This window comes from Mesorhizobium sp. M1252 (genome assembly GCF_040318265.1).
Taxonomy (GTDB): Bacteria; Pseudomonadota; Alphaproteobacteria; order Rhizobiales; family Rhizobiaceae; genus Mesorhizobium.
Genome location: NZ_JAMYLX010000014.1, coordinates 51,321 through 66,184 on the forward strand (window position 1 = coordinate 51,321; position 14,864 = coordinate 66,184).

Annotated in this window: 15 protein-coding genes; 11 read left to right on the top strand and 4 right to left on the bottom strand. The window is 64.0% G+C overall.

Features of this window, described 5'->3' with window-relative positions; all coding sequences use genetic code 11:
• The first annotated feature begins 43 nt into the window (after positions 1 to 43).
• Genes NKH22_RS24560 through NKH22_RS24570 form a run of 3 tightly spaced genes read left to right on the top strand, consistent with a single transcriptional unit; the run spans position 44 to position 3,196 of the window.
• Entirely contained in the window at positions 44 to 1,675 is a 1,632-nt protein-coding gene (locus NKH22_RS24560; protein WP_373420125.1) for a sugar ABC transporter ATP-binding protein, read from the top strand.
• Entirely contained in the window at positions 1,672 to 2,688 is a 1,017-nt protein-coding gene (locus NKH22_RS24565; protein WP_023685887.1) for an ABC transporter permease, read from the top strand. Before NKH22_RS24560 ends, NKH22_RS24565 begins: the two co-directional genes overlap by 4 nt.
• A 10-nt stretch (positions 2,689 to 2,698) precedes the next feature.
• Complete coding sequence (locus NKH22_RS24570; RefSeq protein ID WP_023705110.1) at positions 2,699 to 3,196, top strand: GNAT family N-acetyltransferase; 498 nt, start codon at positions 2,699 to 2,701, stop codon at positions 3,194 to 3,196.
• 66 nt (positions 3,197 to 3,262) lie between these two features.
• Here NKH22_RS24570 and NKH22_RS24575 read toward each other — a convergent pair whose 3' ends face one another.
• Positions 3,263 to 3,496, bottom strand: a complete 234-nt coding sequence (locus tag NKH22_RS24575) for a hypothetical protein (RefSeq protein ID WP_031202909.1) — start codon at positions 3,494 to 3,496, stop codon at positions 3,263 to 3,265.
• A 149-nt stretch (positions 3,497 to 3,645) separates the two neighbouring features.
• On the bottom strand, positions 3,646 to 4,275 hold the full coding sequence (locus tag NKH22_RS24580; protein ID WP_031215554.1) for a glutathione S-transferase family protein: 630 nt from the start codon (positions 4,273 to 4,275) through the stop codon (positions 3,646 to 3,648).
• A 210-nt stretch (positions 4,276 to 4,485) separates the two neighbouring features.
• Here NKH22_RS24580 and NKH22_RS24585 point away from each other — a divergent pair, with 210 nt between their 5' ends.
• From NKH22_RS24585 to NKH22_RS24615, 7 genes are all read left to right on the top strand, one after another.
• Positions 4,486 to 5,472 carry a tagatose kinase gene (locus NKH22_RS24585; protein ID WP_023673475.1) on the top strand — a complete coding sequence of 329 codons (987 nt, stop codon included), beginning with the start codon at positions 4,486 to 4,488 and terminating at the stop codon, positions 5,470 to 5,472.
• The gene (locus tag NKH22_RS24590; RefSeq protein ID WP_023673474.1) at positions 5,469 to 6,746 is read left to right on the top strand and encodes a D-tagatose-bisphosphate aldolase, class II, non-catalytic subunit; all 1,278 of its coding nucleotides are present in this window, start codon (positions 5,469 to 5,471) and stop codon (positions 6,744 to 6,746) included. The genes NKH22_RS24585 and NKH22_RS24590 overlap by 4 nt, the downstream gene beginning before the upstream one ends.
• A gap of 52 nt (positions 6,747 to 6,798) precedes the next feature.
• On the top strand, positions 6,799 to 7,389 hold the full coding sequence (locus NKH22_RS24595; protein WP_023673473.1) for a DUF922 domain-containing Zn-dependent protease: 591 nt from the start codon (positions 6,799 to 6,801) through the stop codon (positions 7,387 to 7,389).
• A gap of 194 nt (positions 7,390 to 7,583) precedes the next feature.
• The gene (locus NKH22_RS24600) at positions 7,584 to 8,669 is read left to right on the top strand and encodes an ABC transporter ATP-binding protein (protein ID WP_023673472.1); all 1,086 of its coding nucleotides are present in this window, start codon (positions 7,584 to 7,586) and stop codon (positions 8,667 to 8,669) included.
• Positions 8,670 to 8,708: 39 nt separating this feature from the next.
• A complete protein-coding gene (locus NKH22_RS24605) occupies positions 8,709 to 10,034 on the top strand; it encodes an ABC transporter substrate-binding protein (RefSeq protein WP_352911373.1) in 1,326 nt (441 codons plus the stop codon).
• A gap of 141 nt (positions 10,035 to 10,175) precedes the next feature.
• Positions 10,176 to 11,075, top strand: a complete 900-nt coding sequence (locus NKH22_RS24610) for a carbohydrate ABC transporter permease (protein ID WP_373432851.1) — start codon at positions 10,176 to 10,178, stop codon at positions 11,073 to 11,075.
• 1 nt (position 11,076) lies between these two features.
• A complete protein-coding gene (locus tag NKH22_RS24615; protein ID WP_023673469.1) occupies positions 11,077 to 11,979 on the top strand; it encodes a carbohydrate ABC transporter permease in 903 nt (300 codons plus the stop codon).
• A 31-nt stretch (positions 11,980 to 12,010) separates the two neighbouring features.
• Here NKH22_RS24615 and NKH22_RS24620 read toward each other — a convergent pair whose 3' ends face one another.
• Positions 12,011 to 12,715: an SDR family oxidoreductase gene (locus NKH22_RS24620; protein WP_352911375.1), complete on the bottom strand. Its 705-nt coding sequence runs from the start codon at positions 12,713 to 12,715 to the stop codon at positions 12,011 to 12,013.
• A gap of 117 nt (positions 12,716 to 12,832) precedes the next feature.
• Here NKH22_RS24620 and gcvA point away from each other — a divergent pair, with 117 nt between their 5' ends.
• The gene (gcvA, locus tag NKH22_RS24625) at positions 12,833 to 13,732 is read left to right on the top strand and encodes a transcriptional regulator GcvA (protein WP_352911378.1); all 900 of its coding nucleotides are present in this window, start codon (positions 12,833 to 12,835) and stop codon (positions 13,730 to 13,732) included.
• 20 nt (positions 13,733 to 13,752) lie between these two features.
• Here gcvA and NKH22_RS24630 read toward each other — a convergent pair whose 3' ends face one another.
• Complete coding sequence (locus tag NKH22_RS24630; RefSeq protein ID WP_023735436.1) at positions 13,753 to 14,856, bottom strand: flavin-containing monooxygenase; 1,104 nt, start codon at positions 14,854 to 14,856, stop codon at positions 13,753 to 13,755.
• Positions 14,857 to 14,864 lie beyond the last annotated feature (8 nt).

Here is a 14,864-nt window from a genome sequence, read left to right on the forward strand (position 1 = left end):
AGTGCTGCCGGCAAAACTGCTGATCTCCCCCCGTGTGGGGGAGATGTCCGGCAGAACAGAGGGGGGCGCTGTCCCCCTGCCTATCGCAATCCGGGAGCAATGCTTGTCCGCCGTTGAGCCCACCGCATCATCGCCCCCGCTCCTTTCCGTCGAAGGCGTGACCAAGCATTTTTCCGGCGTCACCGCGCTCAGCGACGTTTCGCTCGAGGTGCGGCCCAGTGAGATCCTTGGCCTGCTCGGCGAGAACGGCGCCGGCAAGTCGACGCTGTTGAAAATCCTGTCCGGCGTGATGCCGCCGTCAAGCGGCCGCATCGTCTTCGACCGCGCCGACTACGCGCCGTCCAGTCCGCAGGATGCGAAGCGGCATGGGATCGTCACCATCTATCAGGAACTGAGCCTGATCCCGACGCTGACGGTTGCGGAAAACATTTTCATCGGCCGCGCGCCGCTCGGGCCGCTCGGGCTGGTCAGCTGGCGCAGGATGGAGGACGCCTCGCGCGCGATCATCGCCCGCGTCGGTCTCGACATCGATCCGGCGACGCCGGTGTCCTCGCTGTCGGTAGCCGAACAGCAGCTGGTCGAAATCGCCCGCGCTCTGTCGCTGGAAAGCCGCCTGATCATCATGGACGAGCCGACCTCGGCGCTGACCGAGACCGAGGTGCAGAAACTGATGTCGATCATGGACAGGCTGCGCAAGGACGGTGTCGCCATCATGTTCGTCACCCATCGGCTGGAAGAAGCGTCGGCGATCTGCGACCGGATGACGGTGTTGCGCGACGGCAGGCTGGCCGGTCATCTCGACCGTGACGGCCAGCCGATCCAGATCCCGAAGATCATCGAGAAGATGGTCGGCCGCGCCGCCTCCGAACTCTACGCGCGGCCGACGCAGCGCGACGTCGCCGGCGAGGTCCGGCTCTCGGTGCGAGGCTTGCGAACGGTGCGCGATCCGCTGGCGCCGCACGCCATCGTGCTCGAAGGCGTCGACCTCGATCTGAAGGCCGGCGAAATCCTCGGCGTTGCCGGTCTCGTCGGTTCCGGCCGCACCGAGCTTGCCCGCGCCATTTTCGGCGCCGACCGCATCGCGGCGGGTAACATCACGCTGGACGGCAAGCCGATCGCCCCGGCCTCCCCCGCAGACGCCATCAAACTCGGCATCGGGCTGGTGCCGGAAGACCGCAAGCACCAGGCGATCTTTGCAGCACTGGGCATTCTCAACAATTTCTCGATCGCCTCGCTCGGCCGCTACAGCAATGGCGCCGGCTTCATGGCCGAACGGCGCGAGCGCGAGGCGCTGGCCGGCTATCGCAAAGCACTGTCGATCCGCATGGCCTCGCCCGACCAGGCGATCGAGGGCCTGTCCGGCGGCAATCAGCAAAAGGTGATCCTGGCCCGCTGGCTGGCGCGCGACCCGAAAGTACTGATCGTCGACGAGCCGACGCGCGGCGTCGATGTCGGCGCCAAGGCCGAAGTGCACCAGATCCTGGTCCAGTTGGCTGCGCGCGGCATCGCCATCATGATGATCTCGTCGGAACTGCCGGAAGTGCTGGCGGTGTCGGATCGCATCGTCACCATGCGGCGCGGCCGTATCACCGGCGAAATGCCGGGCATCGAAGCGACCGAGGAAAAACTGATGGAACTGATGGCGCTCGACCGCAAGCAGGACGCAATCCAATGACCAGCACCACCGAACAGACCCAGCGCAGCGGCATCAACATCGCGCGGCTTCTGATGAGTTTTGGGCCGCTGATGTTCCTGGCGGTGTTGATCGTCATCTTCACCGTGCTGAAGCCGAGCTTCATCGATCCAATCAACCTGTTCAACATTTTGAGGCAGATCTCGATCACCGGGCTGATCGCGCTTGGCATGACCTTCGTCATCCTCACTGCCGGCATCGACCTGTCGGTCGGCTCGCTGCTCGCCTTCTGCGGCATGGTGGCGGCGGTGGTGGCCAAGGGCGGCACCGCCAACACGCTGTCGCTGTCGACCACGGGCACGCAAGGATATGGCTGGTTCGCCGCCTTGCTTGCCGCCGTCATCGTCGGGGCGCTGGCCGGCGGCGTCCAGGGCTTTGCCATCACCAGGCTGAAAGTGCCGCCCTTCGTCGTCACGCTGGGTGGTCTCACAGTGTTTCGCGGCCTGACGCTGACCATCTCCAATGGCGGACCGATCTCCGGTTTCGACGCCTCGATGCGCTGGTTCGGCACCGGGCTCATCGGACCGGTGCCGGTGCCCGCGATCATCTTCGCGGCGGCCGCCATCCTGTGCCACATCGTGCTGCGCTATACGCGCTATGGCCGTGCCGTCTATGCCGTCGGCGGCAATGCCGAGGCCGCACGCCTGTCGGGCCTGCGCGTCGACCGCATTCTGATCTCGGTCTATGTCATCGTCGGCTTCTTCGCCGGGCTGGCGGCCTTCGTTTTGTCAGCACGGCTCAACTCCTCCGAAGCCGTAGCCGGCATCGGCTACGAACTTACGGTGATTTCCGCCGTGGTCATCGGCGGTACCTCGCTATTCGGCGGCATCGGCTCGGTCGGCGGCACGGTGGTGGGCGCAGCGCTGATCGGCGTGCTGCAAAACGGGCTGCAGTTCAACAATGTCTCGTCCTACACACAAAGCATCGTCATCGGCCTGATCCTGATCCTGGCCGTGGCCTTCGATCGTTGGCTGAAGTCGCGGGTAAGGCGGTAAGGGATCGGCCATGGTTCAGATCAGGGCGATGACAGAGAACGATGTAGCGTCGGTATCGCGGCTGCTGGGAGAGTCTTGGCGGCGCACCTATTCGGCGATCCTCGGACCCGAGACCACTGCACGCCTCTCGGACGACAAGCATGCGCCCGAGCGGCTGGCCGAGGAACTTGGGGACGACAACAAGATGTCGTTCGTGGCCGAACGGCCGGACGGTTCGATCGCCGGCTACGCGATGGCGGCGATGGACGACCGTGGCGATGTCCTGCTCGACCGGCTGCACATCGACAAGACAGAGTTCGGCAGCGGGCTCGCCACCGACCTGCTGCACGCGGTGCTTGTCGCGCATGCCGGCATCCCCAGCATTGCGCTGGAAGTGATCGAGGGCAACGACCGGGCGATCGCCTTCTATCGCAAGCACGGTTTCGAAGTGGTCGAGCGCCACACGGCCGCGCACGGCGTTGGCGGCCACGCCTCGCTGATCATGCGCCGGCTGCTGTCGAGGGCGTAAGGGAAGGGAATAGGCCGTAGGGAATAGGGAATAAGGTGGCGCGGATCGATACCCTACGCCTACAGCCTACTGCGCCGCCGCTTGCCGGCCGTCCTCGTCGTCCGGCATATCGAGAATTTCGATCAGCCGCGCCACCTTCGTTCCCGGCAAGCGGCGGCCCTCGTTGACCAGCGCCTCGTCGGCACCGAGCCAGGCGAACGCCTCGCGCAGTTCTTCAAGGGTGGCGCCGGTCAGCGCGATGTCGGCTATGACTGCCTCGTCTACCGGCCCCAACACCGAAATGATGTCGTCGCGTGTCATGGTCACCTCCATGCTAAGTGCCGGCCGGTCGTCGAGATGACGCCGAGACCCGGCCATCCAGCCAACGGATTGCGAGTAAAAACCGCCGACAAAGCAGAATCTGGGTCTTCTTTTCGACTAAGCAAGATGAACGCGCGCGCCTTTTGCCGTCAAGCAGCCGAGTGCGGATCGATGCTGTAGAGATGCACGGGATAGCCGGGACCGATGGCGTCGCGCACCCGGTCCGTCCAGGCGAGGACCGCCGGATAAGCCGCCAGCGCAAAGCCGCAATCTTCGGCACGGTGGCCGTAGGCATAGACAGCAATGTCGGCGATGGTGAGCGTGTCGCCGACAAGGAACGGCGTATCGTTCAGGCTGCGCTCCAGCGCTGCCAGCGTGCGGGCGCCGGCTTCGCGCTTGGCCGGAACCATCGCCTGGTTGCGCTCCAGCCTTCCGGCCAGCGTCCAGAAGCGCAGGGAGCCGATGACCGGCTCGACATGGTACTGTTCGAAGAACAGCCATTGCATAATTTTCGCGTTGACATAGCGATCCGCCGGCAGCAAGGGCGTGCCTTCGGCGAGATAAATGAGGATCGCATTCGATTCGGCGATCGCACGGCCATCCTCGAGTTCGAGCACAGGAACGGCGCCGGCCGGGTTGAGCTTCAGGAAGGCGTCGGTGTGGCTCTCGCCCTCGAAAATCGACACCAGGCGGCTTTCATAGGGAATGTTGAGCAGGCCGAGCACGACCCTCGCCTTCCAAACGTTTTGCGACGGCAAATAATCATGAAGCGTGAGCATGGCTGTCCTTTCGCTGCGGTCGACGCCTGATTTGCACGGTGCCACGATCCCAGCCACCCGAATCCTGCAATGTGTACGCGCGGAAACAGATAAACTATACGCATGTAGAGTTTTATTGACTTCGCTGTATGTGCGATTTACCCGATAAACATTTGCGTCGGATAACTGCGCGGGCAAGCAATCAGTTTGCGTGTGAGAGGAATCGCAAGCATGAGCCTTTCGCGCCGAAGCGAGATCGCCGCCGAGGGCGTGGGGCCAACGATTGTCGCCGGCGAAATCCTGGTCGAGATCATGGCGACGGAACTGGGTTTCGGCTTCCTCGAGCCGCAATCGCTTGTCGGGCCATTCCCCAGCGGTGCGCCGGCGATCTTCATCGACCAGGTCGCCCGGCTGGGAGGCGGCGCCGGCATCATCGGCTGCGTCGGCCGCGACGATTTCGGCACGCTCAACCTGGACAGGCTGGAGCTCGACGGCGTCGACGTCTCAGCCGTCGATATCAGCGACCGCTTCCCGACGGGATGCGCCTTCGTGCGCTACCGGCCCGATGGTATCAGGGACTTCGTCTACAACATCGCCGAATCCGCCGCCGGGCAGATCCACCTGACCACTGCTGCGCGCCTGCTGGCGGACAGGGCCGGCCATCTGCATATCATGGGATCGACGCTGTCGGTGGCAGGGCTGAAGGAGATCGTCAGCTACGCAGTGCAGGCGGTTCGTGCCCGCGGCGGCTCGACCTCATTCGACCCGAATGTGCGCAAGGAGCTGATCGACGGCTCCGACGGCGCACTGTTTTCCGCACTCATCGACGATGCCGACCTGCTGCTGCCGTCCGGCGACGAATTGCTCGCTACGGCGGGCGTCGATGACGAGCACCGGGCGGTGGCGGCGCTGTTTGCCAGGGGCGTCGGCGAGATCGTGCTGAAGCGCGGTGCTGACGGCTCTTCCTGGTTCGGCGCCGACGGCGCCAGGATCGACTGCGCCGGTTTTCAGGTCGAGGAAGTCGACCCCACGGGCGCCGGCGATTGTTTCGGCGCCACCTACCTGACCTGCCGCCGCCAGGGGATGGAGCCCGGCAAGGCGCTGCTTTATGCCAATGCCGCCGGCGCCCGCAACGTCACCCGGCGCGGCCCGATGGAGGGCGTCACCAGCTTCGACGGACTCGATCAATTCATCAAGGGAACAGCGAGACGGACATGAGCGCCAACCCGCTTGCAGGCCTCGCCAGCGCGCGCAAAAACGGCTCGCCCTACGGCATCACCTCGATCTGCTCCGCGCATCCGCTGGTGATCCAGACGGCGATCAGGCGCGCCGTTGCCGACAGGGAGAAAAACCTGCTGATTGAGGCAACCTGCAATCAGGTCAACCAGTTCGGCGGCTATACCGGAATGACCCCGGCGCTGTTCGTCGCCTTCGTGCTGGAGATCGCCTGCCGCGAGGGGCTGGAAGCCTCGCGTATCATCTTCGGCGGCGACCATCTGGGACCGAACCCGTGGCGCGCAGAGCCGGCGGCGCAGGCGATGGACAAGGCCGAGGCCATGGTCGGCGCCTATATCGCGGCCGGCTTCACCAAGATCCATCTCGACGCATCGATGGGCTGCGCCGGCGAGCCGGCGGCGCTTGACGACGAGACCATCGCCACCCGGGCGGCGCGGCTGGCAAAGGCGGCCGAAACGGGCGCGCACGCCGCAGGCAGCACCTTGCCGGTCTACATCATCGGCACCGAAGTTCCCGCCCCCGGCGGCGTCGACCATGCGATCAGCGAGTTGAAGCCGACCGAGGCGGCGGCGGCGCGGCGCACGATCGAGGTTCACCGGGAGATCTTTGCCCGCGAAGGCCTGACCGAGGCGTTCGGCCGCGTCATGGCCGTGGTGGTGCAGCCGGGCATGGAATTCGGCAGCCAAAATGTCGTCGCCTACGCGCCCGAAAAATCCAAGGGCCTGACCGGCTTGCTCGATGAGCAGCCGTCGCTCGTCTACGAGGCGCATTCGACCGACTACCAGACCCGTGCGGCTTTGACCGCGCTGGTCGCAAACGGCTTTCCTATCCTCAAGGTCGGCCCCGGCCTGACCTTCGTCTTGCGCGAGGCGCTTTACGGGCTCGACCTGATCGCCTCCGAAATGGCCAGGGACTATGGCGACCGGTCGCTCGCCCGGACCATGGAAAGCGCGATGCTGGCAGCCCCCGGCCATTGGCACAGCCACTATCATGGCAATGAAGCAGAGCTCTATGTGCAGCGGCATTACAGCTACAGCGACCGCATCCGCTATTATTGGAGCAACCCCACCGCTGTCGCGGCCGTCGAGCGCCTGCGCAAGGCGCTGGACGACGTTGCCATTCCCGAAACGCTGATGCGGCAATTCCTGCCGGCGCTGCCGGCCGAACTCGGGCCGGCGGGCAATCCCGAGGCTATCCTTCTCGAAGCTGTCGATCAGGTGCTGGCCGACTATGACGCGGCCTGCCGTGGGACCTGAGTGCATTGCGCCGGGTTGATCTTTGCCTCAGCCCAGTGTCTCTGACGTTTCCATGAAACCAGCCATGTTCTTTCTCCTGTTCGCGGCCTCCCTGCTGGCGTCGCCGGCACGCGCCGACTGGAAGCCGGTCGAAAAGGTCGAGACCTACGCCATCGCAGGGCGGACCGGCCCGGAACTCTATGCCGCGATCGGCGAAGCCGGCCCCTTGCTCGGCAAGGGTCGGGTCATTGCGCACACCAATTTCAAGCTGACCTGGACCAGGGACTACAGGCCGCAAGGCGACGCCTGCGTGCTCAAATCGGCGCGCCCGAAACTGATCATCACCTACACCTTGCCGAAGCCGGCCGAACCGTTGCCGGCTTCCGTCCAGAAGAACTGGACGGTGTTCATCGCCGGGCTCGCCGCCCACGAGAGAGTGCATGGCGCAGCCATCGCCGAGATGGTGCGCAAGATCGAGGCGGTGAGCGTCGGCCTGACCGTTACTGATGACCCCGCCTGCAGCAAGATCAGAACCGAGCTGACGAGGCAACTCGCCCAGATCTCGCTGGCTCAGCGGCAGGCGAGCCGCGACTTCGACCGGGTCGAATTCGGCCCCGGCGGAAACCTGCAGAAGCTGGTGCTGGCTTTTGTGAATGGGGGGTAGTTTGCCGGCGAACCGGTCATTGCGCCGGTGTTCCGAATGACAAGAGCACCGGCCGCATGGCCGCTTTACAGGCAGGCTTGGTAGCGCTACCGTCTGATCGTCACGCGACCTGTTGGGGGAATGGGAGACGGTCGCGAGGCGGGAGAGGAGCGGTTTCCTTCGGGGCGTCGCAAGAAGCATTCGGGAGGAGATCGATGGCGTCTGTCGCGATCGGCGATGTTTACAAATCGTTCGGGACCGTCGAGGTCCTGCATGGCGTCAGTGTGGATATCGACGACGGCGAATTCGTCACGCTGGTCGGCCCGTCGGGTTGCGGAAAATCGACCCTTCTCAGGATGATCGCCGGCCTGGAAAAGATTTCTCGGGGCGAGATCGCGATCGGGGATCGGGTCGTCAACAACGTTGCGCCGAAAGAGCGCGACGTTGCCATGGTGTTCCAGAACTACGCGCTCTACCCGCACATGACGGTCGCCGAGAACATGGCGTTCTCGCTCATGCTCAAAGGTGTTTCGAAGGCCGATTGCGCTACCAGCATTCAGCGCGCCGCCGAAATCCTCGGGCTGGTGCCATTGCTGACGCGATATCCGCGCCAGCTTTCCGGCGGCCAGCGCCAGCGCGTCGCCATGGGCCGGGCGATCGTGCGCGATCCACAGGTTTTCCTGTTCGACGAACCGCTCTCCAATCTCGACGCCAAGCTCAGGGTGCAGATGCGCGCCGAGATCAAGGAACTGCACCAGCGGCTCAAGACGACCACAGTCTATGTCACCCACGACCAGATCGAGGCCATGACCATGGCCGACAAGATCGTCGTCATGCATGACGGCATCGTCGAACAGATCGGACCGCCGCTGGAGCTCTACGACAGGCCAAACAATCTCTTCGTCGCCAGTTTCATCGGCTCGCCCGCCATGAACCTGATCAAGGGCGAGATCGTCACCGACGGGTCTCCGTCCTTTCGCGGCGCCGGGGGAATTTCCGTGCCGCTGGCCGGCGCGCCGGCCGTTGGCAACGGTCATCCGGTGGTGCTGGGAATACGGCCCGAGCATTTGCGGCTATCGTCAGACCAAGGCATACCAGTCACCGTCGCGGTGGTCGAGCCGACCGGGTCGGAAGTGCAGATCATCGGCCGCACCGCCGGCGGCGACGAGATCGTCGCCAATTTCCGCGAACGCCATGCCTTAACACCGGGCGAATCCATACGGCTCTCTGCCGCGCCTGGCCTGATTCATCTCTTTGACGGCAAGACCGGAACACGATTTGAAACGCGTAACGGATGGTAAGGACCGCATAGCAAGGAAGATAAACCGGAGGAGACGACCATGAAATTCACGAGACGCGATGTAATCCGCACGACCGCAGGTGCCGCGGCGGGAGCTCTGGGAAGCCGGTTCGTCGGCTCGCCGGCTTTTGCCCAGGAGGGCTTGAAATACAAGCCCGAGGAAGGCGCAAAGCTGCGGCTGCTGCGCTGGTCGCCCTTCGTCAAGGGCGATGAGGATCAATGGCTGGCCAACACCAAGCGCTTCACCGAGGCGACAGGTGTCGAGGTTCGTGTCGACAAGGAAAGCTGGGAGGACATTCGCCCCAAGGCAGCGGTCGCGGCCAATGTCGGTTCCGGCCCGGACCTGATGTTCGTCTGGTTCGACGACCCGCATCAATATCCCGACAAGCTGCACGACGTGACCGAGCTCGGCGAGTATCTGGGCTCGAAATATGTCGGCTGGCACGACGGACCAAAGCAATATGCGACGCGGGACGGCAAGTTCGTCGGCCTGCCGCTGGCCACGATCGGCAATGCCATCGTCTATCGCGAAAGCTGGGTGAAGGAGGCCGGCTTCTCCGAATTTCCGAAGGACACGGCAGGCTTCCTCGAGCTTTGCAAGGCGTTGCAGGCGAAGGGACATCCGGCTGGCTTCACGCACGGCCACGGCGTCGGCGACGGCAACAATTACGCGCACTGGCTGCTGTGGAGCCATGGCGGCCAGATGGTCGACGAGAGCGGCAAGGTGGCGATCAACAGCCCCGAGACGCTAAAGGCGATCGGATACGCGCAGGAACTCTACAAGACCTTCATTCCCGGGACCGAAAGCTGGCTCGACGTCAATAACAACCGCGCCTTCCTGGCCGGCGAACTCGGCGTCATCGCCAACGGCATTTCCGCCTACAATACGGCCAAGATCAACAAGGACAACGATCCGAAGCTGGCTGAGATCGCCAAGGACATCCGCACCACCAACCTGCCGATCGGTCCCGTCGGGAAATCGGTCGAACTGTTCCAGGTGACCACCGCCGTCATCTTCAACTACACGCCCTACCCCAATGCGGCCAAGGCCTATCTGCAGTTCATGTTCGAGGATCCGCAGATGACCGACTGGATCACCTCCTCGGCGGGCTATTGCTGCCAGACGCTGAAGGCCTTCGACAACAATCCAGTGTGGACGGCCGACCCGAACAATGCCGCCTATGCCAAGGCCTCGGCGACGCTGCGCCCCAACGGCTATGCCGGGCCGCTCGGCTATGCCTCGGCGGCGACCATGGCCGACTATGTCCTGGTCGACATGTTCGCCAAGGCGGTGACCGGCCAGGCGACGCCGCAGGAGGCGATGGAGGAGGCGGAGAAGCGCGCCAACCGCTACTACCGCGTTTGATCACGGCACCGCCGGGCAGCGTCTAGTGCGCTGCCCGGCCCGTCGCACAATCCCATGGCGGCCGTTGACGCCGTGACCTGATTCCCCGATGAGGAGCCCTTCATGGCCGTGCCGTCCGTTGCCGCCCAGCCGCGTCCGTCGATGCTTTCGCGGATCTCCGAAAGCCGCAACGCGCTGGGCTTCGGCTTCATGCTGCCGGCGGCGGCGCTGCTGCTGGTCTTCCTGACCTATCCGCTCGGGCTGGGCGTCTGGCTCGGCTTCACCGATGCCCGTATCGGCCGCCCCGGCATCTTCATCGGCGTCGAGAATTATCAGTACCTTTGGAATGACAACGTCTTCTGGCTCTCCGTCTTCAACACGCTGCTCTACACGGTCAGCGCCTCGATCCTGAAGTTCGTGCTCGGCCTGTGGCTGGCGCTCATTCTCAATGAAAACCTGCCGTTCAAATCGTTCTTCCGCGCGATAGTCCTGCTGCCTTGGGTGGTGCCCACCGTACTGTCAGCCATCGCCTTCTGGTGGATCTACGATTCGCAGTTCTCCATCCTGTCCTGGGCGCTGCAGCAAATGGGCCTGATCGACCACCGCATCAATTTCCTCGGCGATCCGGAGAATGCGCGCGCTTCGGTTATCGCCGCCAACGTCTGGCGCGGCATTCCTTTCGTCGCCATCACGCTGCTCGCCGGCCTACAGACCATTCCGCAGTCGCTCTACGAGGCGGCCACGCTCGACGGCGCCAGTCGCTGGCAGTTGTTTCGTTATGTGACTCTGCCGCTGCTGACGCCGATCATCGCCATCACCATGACCTTCTCGGTGCTGTTCACTTTCACCGATTTCCAGCTGATCTACGTGCTGACCCGGGGCGGACCGGTGAATGCCACGCATCTGATGGCGACATTGTCTTTCCAGCGCGGCATTTCCGGCGGCCAGCTTGGCGAGGGCGCGGCCATCGCGGTGGCCATGATCCCGTTCCTGCTGGCGGCGATCCTGTTCAGCTATTTCGGCCTGCAACGCCGCAAATGGCAACAAGGCGGCGGAGACTGACATGGTCAAGACGGCCGCGACAAGGAAGGCGAAACGTGGGGATATCGACGAAGGCGGCATGGGCTACCTGCAGAGCCTGCCGCGCCGCGTGGTGACGGTCTATCTGCCGCTGCTGGTGTTCGTCTTCGTGCTGTTGTTTCCGTTTTACTGGATGACGATCACGGCGGTTAAGCCCAATCTCGAGATGACCGACTATGCGCAGTTCAATCCGTTCTGGGTGGTGCATCCGACATTGGAGCACATCCGCTATCTCCTGTTCGAGACCTCCTATCCGGGCTGGCTGCTCAACACGATCATCATCTCGACCGCCGCCACGTTCCTGTCGCTGCTGGCGTCGGTGTTCGCCGCCTATGCGATCGAGCGGTTGCGCTTCTCCGGGGCGCGGCAGGTCGGCCTCGGCATCTTCCTCGCCTATCTGGTGCCGCCCTCGATCCTGTTCATTCCGCTGTCGGTGATGGTGTTCAACCTCGGGCTCTACGACACGCCCTTCGCGCTCATCCTTACCTATCCGACCTTCCTGGTGCCGTTCTGCACGTGGCTGTTGATGGGTTACTTCCGCTCCATCCCGTTCGAACTGGAAGAATGCGCGCTGATAGACGGAGCGAGCCGGTGGCAGATCCTCACCAAGATCGTGCTGCCGCTGTCGGTGCCCGGCCTGATCTCCGCCGGCATATTCGCCTTCACCCTGTCATGGAACGAGTTCATCTATGCGCTGACATTCATCCAGTCCTCGGAAAACAAGACCGTGCCGGTGGGTGTGCTGACCGAGTTGGTGCGCTCCGACGTCTACGAATGGGGGGCGCTGATGGCGGGAGCGCTGATCGGCTCGCTGCCGGTGGTGGTGCTCTATTCGTTCTTCGTCGAGCACTATGTCTCGTCGATGACCGGCGCGGTGAAGGAGTGACGCGCCGGCTCACGCGAGGCGACCGGCGCGGTCAGATCGCGCCGATGATGCCGCCGTCGACGCGGATGTTCTGGCCGGTAATGTAGCCCGCACCTTCGGAAGCGAGGAAGGCGATGGTCGCGGCAATTTCCTCCGAGGTGCCGTAGCGCTGCATCGGCACGCTGTCGCGGCGCTCCTCGGTGGCCGGCAGGCTGTCGATCCAGCCGGGCAGCACATTGTTCATGCGCACATTGTCGGCGGCGTAGGTGTTGGCGAAGATCTTGGTGTAGGCGGCAAGACCGGCGCGGAACACGGCGGATGTCGGGAACATCGGGCTCGGCTCGACCACCCAGGCGGTCGAGATGTTGATGATGGCGCCGGCCTTCTGCTTGACCATCTGCGGCGCCACGATGCGCACCGGCCGGATGACGTTCATCAGATAGACGTCGAGACCGGTGTGCCACTGCTCGTCGGTGATTTCGAGGATCGGCGCGCGTGGCCCGTGGCCGCCGCTGTTGACCAGCACGTCGATGCGGCCGAAGCGCTCGAGCGTCAGGTCGGCGAGCCGCTGCAGATCGTCATTCGACTGGTTGGAGCCGGTGACGCCGAGGCCGTCAATCTCCTTGGCCAGAGCCTCGCCCTTACCGGAGGACGACAGGATCGCGACCTTGAACCCGTCCGCCGCCAGCCGCTTGGCCGCCGCCGCGCCCATACCGCTGCCACCCGCGACGACGACTGCCACTTTTTCTACACTCATTTTTCTCTCCTTGGGGTTTTGCGGCGTGTGTCTCGCGACTTCAAAGGATGATATAGCCGGTCTTGCCATCTGGTTCGAACCAGAAAGCCTGAAATCAAGCTGTAGAAAAACTCCTGCATGCCCGAAGCCTTCCTGAGCCTGCCGCCGTTGAATGCGCTGCGTGCCTTCGAAGCCGCCGCGCGTCATCTCAACTTCCGCATCGCCGCGCAGGAGCTGAACGTGACGCAAGGGGCGGTGGCGCAGCATATACGCGGGCTGGAGGCCGATCTCGGCACAAAACTCTTCGACCGGCTGCCGCGCGGCCTGGCGCTGACCGATGAGGGCCGCGCCTATATGCCCAACATCCGCCGCGCCTTCGAGCTGATCTCGGAGGCCACCTTGCTGCTGCGGCCCGAACCGGCGCGGCTGACGATCAGCGTCACGCCGAGCTTTGCCACCAAATGGCTGATCCCCAAACTGCCGGAGTTCGTCGCCCACAACCCGCTGGTCGATTTGCGAATCCTGGCCAGCGAAAGCCTGTCGAGTTTTCAGGCCGACGGCGTCGACATTGCGGTCAGGCAAGGCCGCCTGCCCTTCGGCGCCGGCCTGATGGTGGATCTTTTGTTTCCACAGCAGATCGTCGCCATCTGCAGCCCTGCCCTGCTGCCGACCGGCGCGAACGAGATCGCGCCGACCGACATCCAGCACCACGTCCTGCTGCACGACGCGCACAATCTATGGCCGGAATTCATGGAAAAGGCGCTCGGCCTGAGGATGGCCGCCGAGGCCAAACGCATGCGCTTCAACCAGACAGGCCTCGCGATCGACGCCGCCATTGCCGGCCAGGGCATCGCGCTGGCCAGCCGGTTTCTCGTATCCGCCGACATTGCCGCCGGCCGGCTGGTGCAGCCGATCAACGCGGAGATGCGTGGGACGCACGATTTCTATGTCGTGATGCCGCGCAAGCAACGGCACCCAGAACCGACGCAAGCCGTGCGGCGATGGCTGCTGGATGAGGGCGATGCGGCGCGGCTGTGATGGATAGCCGATCTCCCCTTTTACCGCCGCCGCGCAATGTCGGCCGCCACCGCCTTCGCCTCCCTGCCGATTTCTCGTAGCAGACCGGTGACCGGATTGTAGAAGCCGACGAGGTAGAGGCCGAGTTGAGAGGCGCGGGCGTTGACGCCACTGCGCTCCGGCTGCAATTCCACGGGCAGAAACTTTTCGTAGCCCGGGCGATAGCCGGTGGCGAGGATGACGGCGTCGAAATTTTCCTGCCTGCCGTCGGTGAACACAGCGCCGCGCTCGGTGAAGCCCGCTATGTCGGGTGCGATCTTGATGGCGCCTTTGGTGATGGCGTCGACCGTGCCGACGTCGATGACCGGGATGCGGCCGATTTCGTCGATCTGCTGCAGGATGCCCTGCTTCGGCCTGACGATGCCGTATTTCTCGAGCTTGCCCAGCGCGAAATCGAGGATGATCGGGAACATCCAGTCGTTCAGCGCCTGCGGCATCGGCCGGCTGGCGATGCCGACCATCTGGATCGGCACGCCGAACAGCTGGCGCGGCACGATGTGGACGCCCTTGCGCACCGAAATGGTCGGACGCGCGCCACTTTCCGCCAAGTCGAGCGCGATCTCGGCGCCGGTGTTGCCCATGCCGACGATCAGCACCGAGCGGCCGGCAAAGGGCGCCGCTTGCGTATAGTCGGCGCTGTGCAGCACCTCGCCCTTGAAAGCCTCGATAGCAGGGAGCCGGGGGACGATCGGCTCGGCATTGTTACCGCTGGCGATGACGACATGGCGCGCCTTGATGTTGTCCGATCCTGTCTCGACCAGAAAACCGCCGTCCCCGAGGCGAATGGCTTTCACCGTCACGCCGAAGCGCGGGCGCAGATCGAATTTTTCCGCGTAGTCGTCGAGATAGCGGACCACCATTTCGCGCGGCACGTAGCGCGGATAATTTTTGGGAAAGGGCAGGAACGGCAGCGACGAGAACGACTTGACCGTATGCAGATGCAGCCGCCGATAGTGCCGCCGCCAGGCGGGCGCGATCTCCTGCGATTTTTCGAGCAGGATGAAATCCACTCCTGCCCGCTTCAGGCAGGCACCGACCGCAAGGCCGGCGGGCCCGGCGCCGACAATAACGACAGTGGTGTCCAAGCGATTCT